The 19,556-nt window shown below is 41.7% G+C and carries 20 protein-coding genes and 2 tRNA genes; 9 read left to right on the top strand and 13 right to left on the bottom strand.

Annotated elements, in window-relative coordinates; genetic code table 11:
• Positions 1-27: 27 nt before the first annotated feature.
• Positions 28-100, top strand: a tRNA-Gly gene (locus M2470_RS12115).
• 172 nt (positions 101-272) lie between these two features.
• A complete protein-coding gene (locus tag M2470_RS12110; protein WP_280745333.1) occupies positions 273-509 on the top strand; it encodes a hypothetical protein in 237 nt (78 codons plus the stop codon).
• 51 nt (positions 510-560) lie between these two features.
• On the opposite strand, the gene rpsA is transcribed toward M2470_RS12110, so the two are convergent.
• The 3 genes from rpsA to M2470_RS12095 form a co-directional block, all read right to left on the bottom strand.
• Positions 561-2,351, bottom strand: coding sequence for a 30S ribosomal protein S1 (gene rpsA, locus M2470_RS12105; RefSeq protein WP_280745334.1), 1,791 nt, complete (start codon positions 2,349-2,351; stop codon positions 561-563).
• Between the two features lie 126 nt (positions 2,352-2,477).
• Positions 2,478-2,834: a hypothetical protein gene (locus tag M2470_RS12100; protein ID WP_280745335.1), complete on the bottom strand. Its 357-nt coding sequence runs from the start codon at positions 2,832-2,834 to the stop codon at positions 2,478-2,480.
• Positions 2,831-3,394 carry a sigma-70 family RNA polymerase sigma factor gene (locus M2470_RS12095; RefSeq protein WP_280745357.1) on the bottom strand — a complete coding sequence of 188 codons (564 nt, stop codon included), beginning with the start codon at positions 3,392-3,394 and terminating at the stop codon, positions 2,831-2,833. Before M2470_RS12095 ends, M2470_RS12100 begins: the two co-directional genes overlap by 4 nt.
• 151 nt (positions 3,395-3,545) lie before the next feature.
• On the opposite strand from M2470_RS12095, the gene M2470_RS12090 reads away from it, so the two are divergent.
• Positions 3,546-3,947, top strand: coding sequence for a DUF6249 domain-containing protein (locus tag M2470_RS12090; protein WP_280745336.1), 402 nt, complete (start codon positions 3,546-3,548; stop codon positions 3,945-3,947).
• Between the two features lie 78 nt (positions 3,948-4,025).
• On the opposite strand, the gene M2470_RS12085 is transcribed toward M2470_RS12090, so the two are convergent.
• From M2470_RS12085 to M2470_RS12055, 7 genes are all read right to left on the bottom strand, one after another.
• Positions 4,026-4,667 carry a carbohydrate-binding family 9-like protein gene (locus M2470_RS12085; protein WP_280745337.1) on the bottom strand — a complete coding sequence of 214 codons (642 nt, stop codon included), beginning with the start codon at positions 4,665-4,667 and terminating at the stop codon, positions 4,026-4,028.
• A gap of 16 nt (positions 4,668-4,683) precedes the next feature.
• Complete coding sequence (locus M2470_RS12080; RefSeq protein ID WP_280745338.1) at positions 4,684-5,319, bottom strand: LysE family transporter; 636 nt, start codon at positions 5,317-5,319, stop codon at positions 4,684-4,686.
• A 40-nt stretch (positions 5,320-5,359) separates the two neighbouring features.
• Positions 5,360-5,944, bottom strand: a complete 585-nt coding sequence (gene folE / locus M2470_RS12075) for a GTP cyclohydrolase I FolE (RefSeq protein WP_280745339.1) — start codon at positions 5,942-5,944, stop codon at positions 5,360-5,362.
• Between the two features lie 23 nt (positions 5,945-5,967).
• The gene (locus M2470_RS12070; protein ID WP_280745340.1) at positions 5,968-6,477 is read right to left on the bottom strand and encodes an SPOR domain-containing protein; all 510 of its coding nucleotides are present in this window, start codon (positions 6,475-6,477) and stop codon (positions 5,968-5,970) included.
• Positions 6,478-6,556: 79 nt separating this feature from the next.
• Positions 6,557-7,312, bottom strand: a complete 756-nt coding sequence (gene tpiA, locus M2470_RS12065) for a triose-phosphate isomerase (RefSeq protein WP_280745341.1) — start codon at positions 7,310-7,312, stop codon at positions 6,557-6,559.
• A gap of 32 nt (positions 7,313-7,344) precedes the next feature.
• Positions 7,345-8,628 carry a BT_3928 family protein gene (locus M2470_RS12060; protein WP_280745342.1) on the bottom strand — a complete coding sequence of 428 codons (1,284 nt, stop codon included), beginning with the start codon at positions 8,626-8,628 and terminating at the stop codon, positions 7,345-7,347.
• Positions 8,625-9,167 carry a DUF1599 domain-containing protein gene (locus M2470_RS12055; protein ID WP_280745343.1) on the bottom strand — a complete coding sequence of 181 codons (543 nt, stop codon included), beginning with the start codon at positions 9,165-9,167 and terminating at the stop codon, positions 8,625-8,627. Before M2470_RS12055 ends, M2470_RS12060 begins: the two co-directional genes overlap by 4 nt.
• Before the next feature lie 111 nt (positions 9,168-9,278).
• On the opposite strand from M2470_RS12055, the gene M2470_RS12050 reads away from it, so the two are divergent.
• Positions 9,279-10,283, top strand: coding sequence for an AI-2E family transporter (locus tag M2470_RS12050; RefSeq protein WP_280745344.1), 1,005 nt, complete (start codon positions 9,279-9,281; stop codon positions 10,281-10,283).
• 38 nt (positions 10,284-10,321) lie between these two features.
• Here the strand turns inward: M2470_RS12050 and M2470_RS12045 are convergent, their stop codons facing one another.
• Positions 10,322-13,207: a glycoside hydrolase family 2 TIM barrel-domain containing protein gene (locus M2470_RS12045; RefSeq protein ID WP_280745345.1), complete on the bottom strand. Its 2,886-nt coding sequence runs from the start codon at positions 13,205-13,207 to the stop codon at positions 10,322-10,324.
• An 11-nt stretch (positions 13,208-13,218) separates the two neighbouring features.
• Positions 13,219-14,058: a DUF4349 domain-containing protein gene (locus tag M2470_RS12040; protein ID WP_280746478.1), complete on the bottom strand. Its 840-nt coding sequence runs from the start codon at positions 14,056-14,058 to the stop codon at positions 13,219-13,221.
• A gap of 278 nt (positions 14,059-14,336) precedes the next feature.
• Between M2470_RS12040 and M2470_RS12035 the strand changes: the two genes are divergently transcribed.
• The 5 genes from M2470_RS12035 (at position 14,337) to M2470_RS12015 (ending at position 19,059) form a co-directional block, all read left to right on the top strand.
• A complete protein-coding gene (locus M2470_RS12035; protein ID WP_280745347.1) occupies positions 14,337-15,167 on the top strand; it encodes a hypothetical protein in 831 nt (276 codons plus the stop codon).
• Positions 15,168-15,266: 99 nt separating this feature from the next.
• Positions 15,267-17,075, top strand: a complete 1,809-nt coding sequence (locus M2470_RS12030; RefSeq protein WP_280745348.1) for a long-chain fatty acid--CoA ligase — start codon at positions 15,267-15,269, stop codon at positions 17,073-17,075.
• A gap of 60 nt (positions 17,076-17,135) precedes the next feature.
• A protein-coding gene (gene prfB / locus M2470_RS12025; protein WP_280745349.1) for a peptide chain release factor 2 occupies positions 17,136-18,261 on the top strand; the annotation gives its coding sequence in 2 pieces (ribosomal slippage) (positions 17,136-17,198 and positions 17,200-18,261; 1,125 coding nt in all).
• Positions 18,262-18,264: 3 nt separating this feature from the next.
• Positions 18,265-18,921: a phosphatase PAP2 family protein gene (locus tag M2470_RS12020; RefSeq protein WP_280745350.1), complete on the top strand. Its 657-nt coding sequence runs from the start codon at positions 18,265-18,267 to the stop codon at positions 18,919-18,921.
• A gap of 64 nt (positions 18,922-18,985) precedes the next feature.
• Positions 18,986-19,059: transfer RNA gene (locus M2470_RS12015), tRNA-Ile, on the top strand.
• Between the two features lie 66 nt (positions 19,060-19,125).
• Here the strand turns inward: M2470_RS12015 and M2470_RS12010 are convergent.
• Entirely contained in the window at positions 19,126-19,404 is a 279-nt protein-coding gene (locus M2470_RS12010) for a hypothetical protein (RefSeq protein ID WP_280745351.1), read from the bottom strand.
• Positions 19,405-19,556 lie beyond the last annotated feature (152 nt).

The raw sequence follows: 19,556 nt of genomic DNA, 5'->3' as shown, positions 1-19,556 counted from the left end.
CACTCCCGCTCCGAGTACTCTTACCTTGCGAAAGTAGCTCAGTTGGTAGAGCATAACCTTGCCAAGGTTAGGGTCGCGGGTTCGAGTCCCGTCTTTCGCTCTAAAAAAAACAGCTCCCGTTTGGATTCATTTCAGGCGGGAGCTGTTTTTATTTAGCAAGTTGTATTTAAACTTATATTGCAAAGATGTTGTTTTATTAATGACAGAAGGCACGAAATCATTACATTTGTTTAATTTATATCTTTGGATATGTAAAACTAAAATAAAGGAATATGGAAAAAAATCAATTAATTCATCGCCGGGAATTCCACCTGATTAAGGAAGAGAAAATACATGATGCTGTTGGACAGATGGTAGATTCATTAGGATTAGCAGCCGGTTCGACAGACGGTTTTGACATCTACAAGGTGGTTAAGAACTACTTCACGAGCTTAGACAGGCGGCATGAGATTAACAATCTGCTGGATATTCCGCAAGACAGCGAATACTTTGCAGACAAGTACGAATAAAAAAAGGGCTACCCGATATCAGGTAGCCCTTTTTATTTATATAAGAATTATTTATTCTTTTCCTCCTGACAGTTTTTCTTTCAAGGCTGCCAGTTCTTCAATGTCACCTAATGTAGTTTTTTCTACAGAACCGGTCATCATTGGAGACTCGTCATCTTTCTTAGAACGTTTACCTTTCTTTTCACCAGAAACGTCTTTCTTAGACTTTTGCTCGTCTTCATGAATACGGCTGTGAGAAAGAATGATACGCTTAGCTTCTTTGTTGAATTCAATCACCTTGAAGTCCATCTTTTCATCTACTACAGCTTGTGAGCCGTCTTCTTTCACCAAGTGTTTTGGAGTTGCGAATCCTTCTACACCGTAAGGAAGAGAAATAACAGCACCTTTATCTAATACTTCGATGATTGTTCCTTCGTGGATAGAACCTACAGTAAAGATTGTTTCAAATACATCCCATGGATTTTCTTCCAGTTGTTTGTGACCTAAGCTCAAACGACGGTTTTCTTTGTCAATCTCAAGTACCTGCACTTCTATATCAGCACCAATCTGAGTGAATTCACTTGGGTGTTTGATTTTCTTTGTCCAAGAAAGGTCAGAAATGTGGATCAAACCGTCTACACCTTCTTCGATTTCAACGAATACACCGAAGTTTGTAAAGTTACGCACTTTGGCAGTATGTTTTGAACCTACAGGGAAACGAGATTCTATATCTTCCCATGGATCCGGTTTCAATTGTTTGATACCTAAAGACATTTTGCGTTCGTCGCGATCCAATGTAAGGATAACAGCTTCGATTTCGTCGCCCACTTTCATAAAGTCCTGGGCACTGCGCAAATGTTGTGTCCATGACATTTCCGATACGTGAATCAAACCTTCTACGCCCGGAGCAATTTCGATAAATGCACCATAATCGGCCATTACAACTACTTTTCCTTTTACTTTGTCACCAACTTTCAGTTCTGCGTCCAAAGCATCCCATGGATGAGGAGTAAGTTGTTTCAAACCAAGAGCGATACGTTTCTTTTCGTCGTCGAAATCAAGGATAACAACATTGATCTTCTGATCCAATTGTACGATTTCTTCCGGATGAGAAACACGTCCCCAAGAAAGGTCTGTAATGTGGATCAAACCGTCTACGCCACCCAAGTCGATGAATACACCGTATGAAGTGATATTCTTAACAGTTCCTTCCAATACTTGTCCTTTTTCCAGCTTAGAGATAATATCTTTCTTCTGTTGTTCAAGTTCTGCTTCAATAAGAGCTTTGTGAGATACCACAACATTTTTGAATTCCTGGTTAATCTTAACGATTTTGAATTCCATTGTCTTACCTACAAATACATCGTAATCGCGGATAGGCTTCACGTCGATCTGTGAACCCGGCAAGAATGCTTCGATACCGAATACGTCTACGATCATACCGCCCTTCGTGCGACATTTGATGAATCCCTTGATAATTTCGTCTTTTTCCAACGCCTCGTTTACACGATCCCAAGAGCGTGTAGCGCGAGCTTTTTTGTGAGAAAGGATTAATTGTCCTTTTTTGTCTTCCTGGCTTTCGATGTACACTTCAACTTCGTCGCCAATTTTCAGTTCCGGATTGTAACGGAATTCAGACATTGGTACAATACCGTCTGATTTGAAACCGATATTTACTACTACTTCACGTTTGTTCATAGCAGTTACAGTTCCCATGACTACCTCTTTGTCTTTTACAGTATTCAGAGTTTCGTCGTACGTTTTTACAAGATCGTCCTTGCTTACATCGCCGTAAGTTTCGCCTTGTTCATAGGCTTCCCAGTTGAAATCATCAACAGGCTGGATGTTTTTTAAATTTTCCATTCTTTAATTGTTAATACTAAATTTCTTTTTAATTAGTAAGTTAGACATTATATTGTCATCTCTCAAAAGCGGGGCAAAGTTAAGGTTTTTTTCTGATTTACAATCATTTTAGAAGACAAAAAGCAGTCACTTCTCCGAATGTTTTTTCCGGTATGTTTTTCTCATTTTATAGTCGCCAAACAGCAGCAGCAAAGTAAGCATCCCAATATAGAGATAAAAAGGAACGGAAGACAGATCAGGCAAGCTAATTGCCATCTTTGGAAGATCCATATATACAAGAGAAACTACCGCTAGTGCTATTATAGCGACAGAGGCAACTATAACAGAAAGCAGGGCGAAGCACTCGTTCCGCCTCTTCACCTTAAGAGCCTCGGCAAAAACCTGCCGCATCACATTGTCGCGAAAACTGGCAGGCAAATCAGCCTCCGGCATACGGCCAAACAAGGTCTTCAATATATCTTTTTCTTCTGTTTGCTTACTCATACTTCCAATCGCTCCATCTCCTTTAATAAAACAAATAATTTTTTCCGTATACGATGCAGTTTCGTCTTCACATTAGATACGGAAAGTTCCGAAATAACCGACACCTCTTCTATGCTTTTTCCTTCCATATAGAAAAGAAGAATGAGGGCTCGCTCGTCCGGCGGCAACTTTGCCAAAGCAGCATCAAGCATAGCCATTTGTTCACTTGCATCCGTATACCCTAGTGCTTGCGCCACCTCCTCTTCCGACACATTATTAATCATCGCTTCTTCCATCGCTAGGAATTCGTGTTTCTTCTTCCTTGTATCAGAAATCGCCGTATTATATGCTATCCTGTAAATCCAGGTAGAAAAGCTACTATCACCTTTAAATGTTTTCAAATGCTTGAAAACTTTCAGAAAGACATCCTGTGTCAGCTCTTCCGCATCCTCATTGCTTCTCACGATCTTCAGGATCAAAGTGTGAACAGGGCGGCTGTATCTGTCAAGAAGGCAAGCAAAACTGGCGGTATCACCTGCCTGTATTCGTTGTATATAATATGTATCGGAATACAACTCCATTATATCTAATGGACGCAAGTTATCACGATAGGTTACAACTCGCTTCAACAAAAATAAATAAATATTTTTCTGCTGCCAACTGTAACCTTTTAAAATACGATGCGTCAAAAAAAGCAAACGAAACAAATTATTCACTTAAATACTTAAGATTATGATGGATTTCATTATGGTTCCGTTGATTATCGGAATATGCGTAGCCGGAGTTTATGGATTATTCGAATTATTTGCTCGTCGTAAAGAGCGCATGGCAATCATTGAGAAAATAGGGGATAAAATTGATGCATCTGCATTCGACGGACAAGTTGGCCCCTCCCGTTACTTCCGCAATTTTTCTTTCAGTGCTTTGAAGGTTGGTTGCCTGATGGCAGGAATAGGCCTTGGATTATTGACCGGTTTTATCATCAATGTATCCTTGGGAAACACCTTTCATGATGACAGCTGGTATCGCGGAGAAATTGCCGGTACGGCCTATGGAGCTTCCGTTCTGTTGTTCGGTGGTCTTGGCTTAATCTTAGCCTTTATTATCGAAATGAGAATGGCGAAAAAAAGCTGAAGGCTTTTTAAATTGAAAATGGAAAGTTGAAAATTGAAAACGCTTCTGAGATAGTTCGTTTTCAATTTTCAATTACTTTTAAAAGTAGATTTCTCCGAAAAATTCCGGCTGATGAAAATTTGGTTCCGGAGTGTCTATCGGATTCCAGGACAGGAAATGCGGAGCCTCTGTATCGTCTGCGCATTTATAAAAGTTTCCTAATATTTTCTCCGGCAAGTTTTCCGGATCCAAGCCCATTAACTGAAGAGGTATAGCCACCACCAATTCCCATGAATAAACTCCGGTTTTCTCTCCAAACGCACGCTTTTCCAGAGAAGAATAACGACGAATACTTTCATACTCTTGCGGATTTAGAGAAACCTTTACATCGCGGGATTTTCGCCGGGCTGCATCACAGGTAGCAATACAGTTAAATTCAAAATTCATATACCCTTCCTCCCTTTCTTTCTTCATAAAGAACTCTACGCAACTGTCTTTATGCACAGGTGAATTATCCGTATCATAAATAGCTTTCAGCGAATTGCCCCGGACAAAATAACGGATATACAAAGAGGTGTCGGAACGGGCTATATCAAATACAGCGATAGGTTTATAAGGATATTCCTCCCAATTAACGACATTAATATAATCTCTCTGTGCTTTACTTTCCATCAAATAGCCTACGGATGATAGATCTAACACATCAAGCGCCGATAAACAAACAACATTGAGCTTTTTCATACTATTTCATTGTAAATTACACAATACCGGGAGAAAAAAACAAGGACAAGACGCCAACTAATGCCAAGAGAACCACAGCGCTTCCAACAACTCTGTTCAAAACCCAAATACCACGAACATTAAACCACTTTCTCATCTTTGAAACAACATATGTCACAAAAAACCACCAAAATGTAGCTCCTATCCCTATACATACAACTCCGCCTATCATTTTACCTACTGTATACTCCGGAAGAACAAAGCCGAAGCGGGCAAACAAGCCTATATACAACAGAACAATCAGCAGATTGCTAAAGGTAAGCAGAAAACCTGTAATAAAATCCTGTGTAAAAGACAATTTGGTGTCTCTTTGCTTTTTTAAACTTTTCGTAGGATTATTTTTATAAACATAACAACCAAAAATACCCAATACAATACTACCAAAGAACTGTAAAAGACTCTGGTTAGCCTCTACAAAATTGGCAACAAAACCCATCCCCAGACAGGTAATTGCCGCATAAATCACATCCGACAGGGTAGCTCCCATCCCCGTAGCAAAACCATGCCAACGCCCTTTACTTAATGTACGTTGAATGCAAAGCATCCCTACCGGTCCCATGGGGGCTGAAACCAGTACTCCTATAATCAATCCTTTGCCTATCAAACCTAACATTCAGAAACGAAAGCATTTAATTCATGATGATATAATATTTTTATTTCTTGATCAGATTCATAAATTCCTCCCGTGTTTTGGCTTGTTGGAAAAAACCTGTAAAATCGGAAGTTGTAGTAAGAGAGTTTTGCTTGGCAACACCTCGCATTTGCATACACATGTGTTGAGCCTCTATCACCACCATTACCCCCAAGGGGTTCAATGTTTTATGAATACACTCTTTTATTTCCAAAGTCATTCGTTCCTGTATTTGCAAACGTCGCGCAAATACATCTACCACACGTGGTATTTTACTCAGACCTGTTATGTATTTATTAGGAATATACGCCACATGTACCTTACCAAAAAACGGAAGCATGTGATGCTCACACAAAGAAAAGAAATCGATATCTTTTACGATAACCATCTGCTTATAGCCTTCTTCCTGGAATTTGGCCGACAATAATATTTTCTCAGGATCTTCATTGTAACCGCTAGTCAGAAATTGCATGGCTTTTGCCACGCGCTCCGGCGTTTTAAGCAAACCCTCACGTGCAGGATTCTCGCCCAACAGACTTATGATATTCTTATAGTGATTGGCCAGAAGTCCTCTTGTCTGAAGAAGTTCTTCGTCAACATTATCCATTATATTGTGTTTTCTGTTTTGTCTTAATAATAAAATTCCAATGGCACTTTCACCTCTTCCTTGATGATATACATCTCTTTACCATAGGAAGGAAAAGCCTCGGAGAGTCGGCGTTGTGCATAATAGGCTTCTTCATGCGAAGCATAATCTCCCACCCGCAAACGCCAGAATGGCGCTACGAATGTAACATACGTTTTAAGATTGGGAAAAACGTTATTTACTTCTTTTTCTTTTTTAAACGCTTCGTCTTTTGATGTACGTTGATCATTTCCCGAAAAAATCTGCACACGATATCCCTGCACTTTCAAGAAGGATGAACCGTCGCTTGTAACCACATTCATCCCGGAGTGGCGGGCGCCTACCATATTACGGATTGCATTGGGCTGATCAATAAGAACCTCACCTTTGCCGGAGGCCGGTTGTTGCAAAACATCAAAAATCGTAACATATTGTCCGGATTGAAATTGTGCAGAAGCATCGGATATGTTACATGCAAGTATAAACAGAGCAATAATATATAGAAATAGTTTCATTATATTATGTTTTGTTTTTGATATCATCTGCAGAGACAAGGCAACACCTTGCCTCTACGGGAGATATCGGATATTATAATCAAAATGCCTCTACAATCGGGAGGAATTTGTCTACAGATAGAGAAGCTCCACCAATAAGACCTCCGTCTACATCCGGCTTAGCAACCAAGTCTTTTGCATTTTCAGCATTCATGCTTCCGCCATAAAGGATTGAACAGTCGTCAGCAACGGCCTGTCCATATTTAGACGCAATTGTCTTACGGATATGTGCATGTATTTCTTGTGCTTGTTCAGCACTAGCTGTTTTGCCTGTACCAATCGCCCAAACCGGCTCATAAGCAATCACCAGTTTACCGAAATCTTCAGCAGACAGGTCGAACAATGAGTTTTTCACCTGTGCGTCTACTACGTCAAAATGTTTTCCGGCTTCTCTTTCTTCCAGCACTTCACCAATACAGAAGATAGGTGTCAAACCGTTTGCCAATGCCAGGTTTACTTTTGTTTTAAGGATTTCAGCTGTTTCATGATAATACTGGCGTCTTTCCGAGTGTCCCAATATCACGTATTTAGCACCTGTAGAAACTACCATAGCGGCAGATACTTCTCCCGTATATGCGCCTTTTTCTTTATCTGCACAGTTTTGAGCTGCAACACCAATCTTTGTGGTATCAATAGCAGCTGCAATACTAGCCAGATGAGTAAACGGAGTACCGATTACCACATCACATTTCAAAGTCTTCCCTTTTAATGCTTCATCCAATCCTTTTGCCAATGCCAATCCTTCGGAAAGTGTAGTATTCATTTTCCAGTTACCGGCGATAATATTCTTTCTCATAAACTTGATAATTAATATATGTAATAAAACTTTTATTCATTTTCCAAGACCTCTTCTTTTCGACGGAAACGAAGAAAGTCGTACACCCAAACAGACAGCAAAGGTACAATAAAACCAAACAGATTGAAATAAATCCAACGCTTAGATTTGTTAACGGGCTTTTCTCCCAAATATTTAGTCAACACAGCTCCAATTTCTTCTTCCTCCGGAATGTTCCGGTAATGCCATTTCATAAGGACAGTGCCACCTTTCATCAACACCAATCCCGGATTGGAACGGATGATTGTTTTTAATAACACATCATCGGCAAACAAGAAGGGGTATTCGGCACCGCTGATATCAATCCATTGCTGTATCAATTCCTCCGAAGAGCCTGTTATACAATAGAACAACATATCATGTTCCAAAGCATAATCGTACACATTATTTATTTCATCAATCCGCTCGTCGCTGGCATCTTCCAGCTTGGGAACGATCAGTAGTAAGAGCGGCTCAGAGGCATCAAGCACCAGGTCTGATTGGTCATTTCCTTCCGCATCATAAATAGTAAATGATTCTATCGGAGGTTTATATCCTTCTGTTATCAGTACGGTTTTAGTGTCTATAAAAGTCCAGGTAGAATCAGTAGCCGGATAGTTATCCAACCCAAATTCTTTTCGCACCCCGTCCTTTTCATATATGAAGATATATTCATATTCATCTTCGGGCATTCCTTCCGGGATAAGCATCTGCTCCGGGATATTCGCTCCTATTTTGTAAGGTCGAAAATCAAGTAGCGGAAGGTTTTTATAATTCCATACAGAAAACACCAGGCAATACACATAAACAAACAAAGCTACAAACCAGTACACCTTGTAAGTAAAGCATTGGAATAGCTTCTGATTATAGAGAAGAAGAAAGATTGAGGCTCCCAGAAGAACAAGGTTCTTAAAAAAGGTCTCCCAGTTGGTTAATATCACTGCATCTCCGAAGCAACCACAATCCGACACCGGATCAAAAATTGCCAGGTAAAGAGTCAGCGGAGTCATAACAGACATGAACAGAAGGAGCAAAAAAGAAGTATACCGCCGATACACACCAAGCAACATACAAACGCCTAGTGCAAATTCAATAGCGACAAGGTTTAAAGCAACTAACAAAGCAAGCGGCTTAAGGGCAGTCAGGCCAAAAGCAGTCAGGTAATCACCTATCTTTATTGCAAACCCTACCGGATCTACTGCTTTTACAAAACCGGAGAAAATAAAGACTACTCCGATTAACAAACGACAAATCTCTGCAAATATCTTTATTCCTGTTTCTTTATAACTTGTCATCATTCCCCAAACTCCAACTTAATCAGCGCAAATAGTGCATAATTTATCATATCCATATAATTAGCATCTATGCCCTCAGACACAAGCGTTTTACCGCCATGGCTCTCTATTTGTTTTGTACGATATATCTTTGTCAGGATCAAATCGGTGTATGAGCTAATTCGCATACTGCGCCAGGCTTCATCATAGTCATGGTTTTTGGCATACATCAACTCTTTTGTAGTTGTTATATGCTTATCATATAAAGCCATAGCCGCTTCTGCTGTCATATCGGTGGTATCGGAAAAACCCAGTTCAAGCTGAATCAGCCCCACCACACCATAGTTTACAATGGCAATAAACTCAGGCTTAATACCTTCCCCTACCATACTAACGCCTTTTATCTCCAGGCTACGAATACGATTGGCTTTTATAAATATCTGGTCGGTAACCGATTCCGGACGCATAATTCGCCAGGAAGGACCATAATCTTTCAACTTTTTCTCAAACAACTCCCTACACAGGGAGATTACCTTTTCAAATTGTGCTATCGTATCCGACATTTCTAATCACGTATATATAATGTGACAAATATACGAACTTTAAACATTTTGAGACGTATTTTGTTAAACAAATAAATACTAGCTTTGTCATTCACAAGAACAAGCAGACCTATGAAAGAGCATTATCAGAAGTACACTCTCATTGGCATACTCCTGCTGTCAGGAATTATTTTAGCCCGGGAATTTACCCCTTTCCTCGGTGGAATATTAGGAGCTTTTACAATCTATGTATTAGTAAGAAAACAATTGTTTTTTCTCACTGAAAAGAAGAAATGGAACAAAAGCCTGGCCGCCTTGGTGTTATTGCTTGAAACCATCCTCTGTTTTCTGATACCGCTTACATTGGCCGTCTGGCTGTTTATTACAGAAATACAGGGGGTAAACCTGGATATAACATCCGTTGTCTCTCAGATTGAACAACTGATAGATCTTATCAAAGAGAAAACATCTTATAATATACTCGACAAGAGCAATGTACTATCGGTCGTATCCTTACTTCCCAAATTAGGACAAATGTTGATGAGTGGCATCAGTGGCTTTATCATCAATATCGTAATGCTGCTACTTGTCCTTTACTTCATGTTGGTAAGTAGCAGAAGCATGGAGAAATACGTTTTCGAAATACTCCCCTTCAGTGATTCCAACAAGGGAGTAGTTTTAAGAGAGGTAAACACCCTTGTAAAAGCAAACGCCTTGGGTGTACCCTTGCTTGCTATTATACAGGGCATTATTGCTTTTATAGGATATCTTATTTTCGGAGCGCCAAGTCCTATTGTATTTGCCTTCCTCACCTGTTTTGCCACCATTGTACCGCTACTGGGCACCGGCTTGGTATGGTTTCCACTGGCTCTATACTTGGCGATTACAGGCGATTGGGTCAACGCCTTGGGATTAGTAGCCTATTCGCTTATCATTCTGACTAATATAGACAATCTGGTCCGCTTTCTTCTACAGAAAAAGCTGGCAGACACTCACCCTTTGATTACCATATTCGGTGTAATCATCGGATTATCCCTATTTGGTTTTATGGGAGTTATCTTCGGCCCCATCCTATTGGCCAGTTTCATCCTTTGCTTCAACATCTTTAAGACCGAATATATGGAAGGAAAAAACTAGTCCGATGTCTGCAACAATGAAATATCCGGCAAGCAACTTTACCTACCGACAATATCGTTAAACTTCAGCAAATAAGTATCATAAAGAGATACAAATGGAGCATAAGGCTTCTTCACCTCTTGCGGAGAAACAAATATTTCTTTCAACACTTTATCCCATTTCATCCCATCAACATAGTAAAGGTCGAAAGAGCCGACGATAGCATCCATCTTATCTGCGTATACGGGAAAGAAAGTCGGACGTAATTTTCCACCAAGACCAGAAACTGAAGCATTGACTGTCAGGACAATGCCGCGATCAGTTTGTTCGAAATTAACATTACCGTTATTGCAAACCAACAAGACACCCTCGCCACTGGGCTTCGTACACAGGACAACATCTACTCCCATCCGGTTGCCCTCGAAATAGAGATCGCCTGCCGTCATGGAATAAATACCATAATTATTGGCACTCCTCTTACCGGGATAAGAGGCATAAGGGCCATTTCCTAACCATTGAACCTGCGTTATTTCACTATCAAGCAGCAAACCAACACCTGCCTCAAGCAACAGATTTTGAGACTTTTCCGTACGCAGATTAAAATCCAGTTTTACCCCCTTACCGGTATCTATCTTATCGATCCGGCCACTAACGCGAATCGAATCATTTTCGTAGACATAGGCTCCATCGCTTGACTCTTTAGGCAACATCAGATAGTTTTTAATAACACGGCTTGCCACCCGGGAATCTTCCGGAAGTGCTGTTTTGCGCCCTACACGCACCAAAGCATCTTCCTGAATTAGATTCATAACATTTCCCGAGGCTGATGATATCTTTTTCAAACGACTGAAGATGCAATTATCCCCTCCGGCAATATCAGCCTTTACTACCTGGCGGTTGAGGCAACGATTTTCTTTGTCAATCATCTCGAAACGGAGTAACCATACACGATTGTCCGGATTCGAAGGAAGTGTCACCTCAACAGATTGTGCTGTTTCACTTCGAGGGGCACAATCAGGAATAAATGAACCTTTTTGAACTACCTCCTTGTCTGCCGTCAGATACCAATTACAGCGAACATTGTCTTTCAAATTCGTATAGTCATAGCGATTTTTTAGCCATACGTGGATCGTCTGTTTTCCTCCGGTCAATGTAAACTTTTTATTTAGCACTTGCGCTTGTGCGTAGTTGCGTTGTACTTCGTAAAAGTTAGTCAAAGGTATTCGATTAGCATATAAAAGGCCGTCCGTTCCTTGGTTTCCATTCATCATAACGCCACCCGAGTCAGAAAGCCATAGGCTGTCGGTCCACACAAAAACATCGTCCTTTTTCCCTTTAAAGGGCATTCCCTGATCTACCCATTCCCATATATTTCCTCCAGCCAGATGGCTGTTTGTCTCTATCAACTCCCATAGTTCCTGATGTTGCTCGAGCGATTGCCCTAACGTATGACAATATTCGGTTAGAATCACCGGTCTTTTAGCTGTTAACGCATAGTATTTCAATGTCTCCACAGGAGGATAATGAGGCGCATAAATATCGATAAAATCAGGAATATTATATTCCAGGCTCAGAAAATAGTCGTGAATCATCGGATAACAGATCGGACGAGTTGGATCTAATCGTTTCACATACCTACCCGTTTCTTCTGCAATCGGAGTCAGCGGATTCTCATTACCAATACTCCAAAACAGGATGGATGCATGGTTTTTGTCACGAGTAACAGTAGCCAGCGCACGGGTTAGAAGGATATCCTGATACGATTCGTCATATAAATTCCGGTCACCAAAACCAAAAGGGACCTCATCCATCACATAAAACCCGAGTGAATCGCAGAGCTCGTAAAAGCGGGGGGTAAACGGATAATGCGATGTGCGGATATAATTAATATTTGCCTCTTTCATCAGACCAAGATCTTTCAGCCATAATTCTTCGCTGATCACCTTTCCGTGGAAAGGATCGGTTTCATGGATAGTGACACCACGCAGTTTAAGGGCAATACCATTTAGCTTTAACACACCTCCTTCTATACTCGTCTGCCGAATGCCGAATTTTTCAGAGAACGATTGAAGCGCCTTTTTCCCATCATAAAGCGTATACTCCAAGCGATACAAACTAGGGGTTTCTGCCGTCCACAGATCCGGCTGATCGATTTCAACTGCTTCAGAAGCTGTCTGTCCGATCTTTACGGGAAGCTTGAATTCTTCTTTAACGTTCCCTTTGCGATCAAGTATTTTCCCCTGAATAGATAAATTCCCAAAACGTCTTTTTGAAAAAGCGTCTACCTTGAAATCAAAGCCCATGATTGCTGATGCTTCCTGAAGGAGATCGGTTCGTATTGTCACATCCTTCACGTGAATATCCGGAACGGGAAATAGTGTCACATCTCTCGTAATACCAACCTGCGCCCAATCGTCATTGCCATCGAAGTCGAACCCCTTGAAGTGTGTATATACACGGACGGCCAGCAAGTTCTCACCTTTTTGCAGGAAAGGAGTGATATCAAACAGACAGCTATTGTAAGCAGACTCCCACTTACCCGCATGTTTGCCATTGACCCATATCTCGTACCCCCGCAAAACACCATCGAAACGCAAAATAACATGTTCGTTCCCCCAAGCCTCCGGAACAGTAAACCATGTACGATAAAGCCCTGTCAGGCTATCCGGTTGTGCATATCGCGGCTCTGTATATCCCATAACATCCCAGTTGCCCGGAACCGGAATCAAATCCCAATCAGCATCTCTATAGGGAGGCTGATGGAAATCAGAATAGGCACTCCAGTCTAATCCTCGCAGAAATTTGAATTTCCAATCACCATTCAAGCTTTGGATCAAAGCCGGATCAGATACAGGCTTGACACCCTTGAAAGCATCTATAATTTGCGCCGGAAGGCATAAGGCTACAGATAGTAGCAACAACGACAACAGAAGTTTCTTCATCATGCATTTATTTATTATTTAGGGGCTTTCCATCGTTTCCTCAGCCATCTCCAAAGGTAAACCAGGCCTGCTATCACAAACCAGAAGGGCCATATGCCTATCAGGAAGAGGACAAAATCAACAAAAGTGCTCCAGCCCGAAGAGAAAGACTCTTTCAGGCGTTCAAAAAAGTTTTCCCGTTTTCCGGGTATAAATTTATATTCGTTTTCTTTGGAAAATGTCAGATCCAAAGTACTGTATGACACCTGACTACTCAAGTATTTCAGGCGGCCTTCCGTGCTTTCTATTTCTTCTTCCAGACCTCTGATCTGTTCTTCTATCTCCAATATTTCTTTGACGGTTTTAGCCTGTTTTACCAAGTCCTGATAACGGCTCAGATAGTTTCGTTTGTTGGCCAAACGGGTCTCCAGATCCAGGAACTGCTCTGTTACATCCCGTGCATCGATCTCCTTGTACAACACCTTCCCCTTCCCGGATTCCACCTCCGAAATAAAACGCTCATAATGGCGTACCGGGATACGTATCTTCAGATACAAAGAAGATTCGTAAGTAGAATTATGAAGTGTTTCTTTTGCATAGTATCCATCATAGACAGCAAGTAAAGAATCAACCCGTTTTCTGGACGGCTCCAACTCATCCACCCGAACGCCCATACGTCCTTCTTTGATGATCTTCTTTTCTACCAGAACAGGCTCCGCCAGCGGATCAGCAGCCGTAAACTCTTCCTCGGCCACATCATCCATTGCCATCTCCACACCTTGTGCCATCCTATTATTAGCTGCCTCATAAGTATCCCCATTACCACAGGACAAAAGACAAAGATTCAATATAAAAAGCAGACAAAGCGATTTCATAACATTCAGTATTAGGAACAATCGCAAATATAGTACTTCCGCTGCTAATATATGTACAAATAACATTTTATTTAAACCTACCTTCAGAATAATTTAGACGTACGTGTAAATGAATTTAGACCTACCTGTAAATAAATTTAGAGGTAGGTGTAAATCGATTTAGAGGTACCTCTAAATTATTTTAGCATGTTCTTTTTCACAATGAACAGGAGTAATTTCAGACAATTCTTTTCTGTTTCGGAATTTCATCGTATCTTGCAGCAAGAATAGGAGGGACTATGAAGCAAAAACGTTTATTCCTGACAGTTGTATTTTTATCTGCGCTTTTCACCACTGTATTAGCGCAGTCTGATTTCTCCCTGACCGTCAATAAAGAAGGTAAGATAGTCGTTATTCCCAAAATGAGGGATTATGAGTTGAAAGTCCCCGAACTTTCCTATAAGACATACACCCCTTCTTCCCGATTTGAGATTGAGACGAAGCTTAGAGAGTTTATGCCGGAAATTCAGCCCGGCTTCGACGAACGGCCGATGGATATGCAGGTACTCTCTGCAGCCTACCGCCCCTTCTTCAATATTTACGCTCCTATGCTGAGGAGAATATCGCCTATGGCTTTCGATTTCAGCGAAACGGTTGTTGTACCTACGAATGAAAATTTAGCCTTTTTCACTACCGGAAGCCAATATTCCTGGCCCGGACTGGGAGGGCTAACAACGATCAACCCGGGCATGGCATGGAGTCTGGATAAGTGGACTGTAACAGGCGGCGGGTTTGCCGGACGTTTCTTCACCCCTTTCAACCCTTCACCCGGCTATTTAGGTGGTGTAAACATGCAAGTTCGTTACGATATAAACGAACGCCTGGCGCTACGTACCTGGGGGCAGTACGCCTTCTACAACGATAGCGAAAAGAACAATCCGCACATGCTGATGAATCCGTATTTCAATCATACCAATGTAGGCGGAGCCGTAGAATTCATGATCAATGAAAACTTTGGCATAGGTGCCGGAGTTAATTATGAATTCAATCCCCGCCTCCGGAAAATGGAGCCTCAATACCTCATCTTTCCTGTTTTCAGAAGTAAAAACGTAAAAGTTGGCATCTGGTAATCTTGCACAATTTTGATATTTTTGCGCAAAACTTATCGTTTTTATAGTAAATAATGAGAGGGAATCCTTATTTTTGCTGTATCAAATAAAACGAAAAATATGATTAACTACCATTATGCCGAACTGATTCACCGACAGGCGGAAAAGTACGGAACCAGAACTGCTCTGAAATACCGGGACGACGAAAGTGGGAAATGGTTGAAAATTTCCTGGCGTAGCTTCTCCGAAACAATCATGCTTACAGCAAAAGCTATGGCAGAGTTTGGCATTGAAAAACGGGAGAACATAGGCATCTATTCCCAGAATATGCCACAATGCCTGTTTACCGACTTTGCCGCATATGCCAACCGGGCCGTGATGGTTCCGATGTACCCTACCAGTTCGCCGGCACAGATAGAGTACATAATCAATGATGCCTCTATCCACACCTTATTCGTAGGAGAACAGCTTCAATACAACAATGCTTACAAAGTACTAAAAGACTCTTCTGAATTGAAGCGGCTCATCATATTTGACAAAAAAGTAATTATTAATCCCGAAGATAAAGCCTCCATCTATTTTGATGATTTCCTGAGCCTGGGCGAAACGGCAGATGCCGAAACGACTGTAAAGATCAGAATGAACGCAGCCTCACCCAAGGATCTGGCTACAATTATCTATACATCGGGCACTACAGGGGAGCCGAAAGGAGTAATGCTTCATCATTCCAATTTTCTGGAAGCGATGCGCATCCACGACATCCGGCTACCAATCATTACAGACAAGGAAACATCCATCTGCTTCCTGCCTCTTACCCATATCTTTGAAAAAGCCTGGACCTATCTGTGCCTGCACAAAGGGGTGAAAGTGGCGATAAACAAAGACCCCAAAATGATACAACAGACATTGCCCGAGGTATGTCCGTCGATGATGTGTAATGTGCCTCGTTTCTGGGAAAAAGTATACGCAGGTGTACATGAAAAGATAGAGTCTTTCCCCGGCTTCCTGCAGAAACTAACCCAAAGGGCTATCCGGGTTGGACACAGGCACAATCTGGAATATAAGAATAAAGGAATAAAGCCGCCTTTGGGACTCAGGCTGCAATTCTTTTTCTATGACAAAACCATTTTCATGCTCCTTAAAAAGGTGCTGGGAATACAGAAAGGACGCCTCTTCCCTACGGCCGGTGCTCCACTATCAGATGAGGTGAATGTATTCCTGCAATCGGTGAATATACCAATCGTATACGGATATGGGCTAAGTGAAACAACCGCTACCGTATCTTTCTGTCCGACAGAAGGTTTTGTCATTGGCTCAATCGGAAACCTTATGCCCGATGTACAGGTAAGAATAGACGAAAGTAATAACGAAATATTGGTAAAAGGGGCTACAATTACCACCGGCTATTATAAAAAGCCGGAAGAGAATGCCAAAGCATTCACGGAAGACGGCTTTTTCCGCACAGGAGACGCCGGCAAACTGGAAGGCGAAGTTCTCTACTTTACCGAAAGAATCAAAGACCTCTATAAAACATCCAACGGGAAATACATCGCACCACAAGCCATTGAAATGCTGATGGGTAACGACAAATACATTGCCCAAATTGCCGTAATAGGTGATAAACGTAAATTCGTAGGAGCGCTTATTGTACCGGACTTCGATGCCTTGGAAGCATATGCCAACCGGAAAGGGATTAGTTTTGGCAGCAGGGAAGAGATGGTCAGTGACACCAAAATCCAGAAACTAATAGAGGCACACGTAGAAGAACACCAGAAAGATCTGGCTTCTTACGAGAAAATAAAACGCTTTGTTCTGCTGGCTGAGCCTTTCACCATGGAAGGACGGGAACTGACAGATACACTGAAACTCCGCCGCCCCGTTATCCTGGAAAAATATGCCGAGCAGATAGAAGAAATGTACAAAGAGTAATTCAACTTTCAATTTTCAATTATTTCTTTGTACTTTTGCACCGCAAAATAAAAAGAAATTATGATAACATCAGACCAGCTACAGAATGTGTTGGAGCGCGAGGACGCGCTGAGGAGGTACCTTTGACATCGATGGTAAGACCATCCAGTTAGAAGAAGAAGAGTTACGTACTCAAGATCCCGTTTTCTGGGAAGACGCCAAGAAAGCCGAGGCCCAAATGCAAATCGTTCGCGAATTAAAAAAGTGGATCGAACTATATAACGAAGTAAAAGCGGCCGCCGAAGAGGTAGAACTAGCTTACGAATATGTAAAAGAAGGTATTACGTCTGAAGAAGAGGTAGACATTGCCTATAGCAAAGCGCTGACGGCTATTGAAAACCTGGAATTCAGAAACATGCTCCGCCAGGAAGCCGACCAGATGAGTTGCATCTTGAAGATCAACTCCGGCGCAGGAGGTACCGAAAGCCAGGACTGGTCATCCATGTTGATGCGTATGTATATGCGCTGGGCCGAATCCAACAATTACAAGGTAACGATCAATACCCTGCAAGAAGGAGATGAAGCCGGCATTAAATCTGTAACCATGCAGATAGAAGGAGATTATGCATATGGCTATCTGAAAGGAGAAAACGGCGTACATCGTCTGGTGCGTGTATCGCCCTATAATGCTCAGGGAAAACGTATGACTTCTTTTGCATCCGTCTTTGTAACACCCTTGGTTGACGACTCTATCGAAATAGAAATCAACCCTTCCGACTATACATGGGATACATTCCGTTCGGGAGGAGCCGGAGGACAGAACGTAAACAAGGTAGAAACCGGTGTACGCCTCCGTTACAACTACAAAGATCCGGATACCGGCGAAACGCGCGAGATTCTGATCGAAAATACAGAAAGCCGCTCACAGCTGGGCAACCGTGAGAATGCCATGCGACTGCTACGCTCCATGCTGTATGACATCGCCCTGCAAAAGCGAATGGCCGAACAGCAGAAAATAGAAGCAGGCAAGAAGAAAATCGAATGGGGATCCCAAATCCGCAGCTACGTATTTGACGACCGCAGGGTAAAAGATCATCGCACCAACTACCAGACCTCTGATGTAAACGGAGTAATGGATGGAAAGATCGACGGCTTTATCAAAGCCTACCTGATGGAGTTTGCCGCCGAAGATTCATCCGAAAAATAGGTAATGCTTGAAAAGTTATTAGAATTTGAAAGAGGACTATTCTTCCTGATAAACAGTTCATACAATCCCTTCTGGGATCAGGTGATGTGGATGTATTCGGGGATTTATGTATGGCTGCCTTTTATCATTTTCTTCTGCTTCATGCTCATATATAAAAGAGAGCGAAAAGAGTGGCTTTATACATTGGGAGCGATTCTGGCAATCTGCACCCTTTGTATTATCTTCTCCTCTCTTATTACCAAACCCTTGTTTGCCCGTCCCCGACCGATATTCCACCCCTCCTTCATGGAGGAAGTACGTACATTGTACGAATCAATCCTGGAACCTTACGGATTCGTATCCGGGCACTCGGCAACTTCTTTCGGATTCGCCATGTTTACCTCCCTCCTATTTCGCAACAAACTGTACAGCCTCGTTATTTTCCTATGGGCACTACTGATGGCCTATTCACGCATCTATCTTGGCGTACACTTTATCTCCGACATCTTTGCCGGCGGACTAGCAGGAGTAATCATTGGTTATTTTATCTATCGGCTCTATCATTCACGCATAAAGACAGAGTACCCAACCTCTTATGGAAAATATTTAGCAATCGGACTAGCAGGCTATATTATTTTATTCACAGCAGGAACCGGAATATGGCTCAAGTTTTTTCCCTGAGTGCTTGCATAAATCAAGAATTAGTCGTAATATTGCACCCGATTTCAGAGCAAGCCTCCGACCAGGTCCCATAGCTCAGTTGGTTAGAGCACCTGACTCATAATCAGGGAGTCCTTGGTTCAAGCCCAAGTGGGACCACAAATTAATAATGAAGCACTTACAAGAATCTTGTAGGTGCTTTTTTCTTTGGGGTGTACTAACAAATCATAACGTGACTTCGTTGATTACGGCTTCTTCCGGAGTTGTCCCGATCTCATCTGTGAAGAGAGTATGTATGGCTGTTTGGTATTTGGTGGAGATTTCAACTTTTATTTGGTTTCGACCTCCTTCGTCACATATTTCGATCAATTTGCATCTTTTAGCTTCGCTATTGCCAAAACTTACATAATAGTCGCACCCTACTACCAACTCAACCTTAGTTCTTTCTTTGTAATGTATTGGTTTAATACTTTTATCCACTTTGATTATTCCCGTTTTTTTCATAGTTCAATCTCCTATTCATTAATTTATAACAACATAAAAATACAAAAAACAATCTATTTAGTCACCCCTTAAAAAGCGGCTTTAAGTTTTTCACTTAATAAAATTGTCTGTATCCGTAAAATGATATAGGCAATTTTTTGTTTGTATTTATT

The sequence above is a fragment of the Parabacteroides sp. PH5-46 genome (genome assembly GCF_029892785.1).
In the GTDB taxonomy this organism is placed as follows: Bacteria; Bacteroidota; Bacteroidia; order Bacteroidales; family Tannerellaceae; genus DFXE01.
The sequence above is the reverse complement of the archived record's forward strand: the minus strand, read 5'-3'. Positions and strand labels throughout refer to the sequence as shown.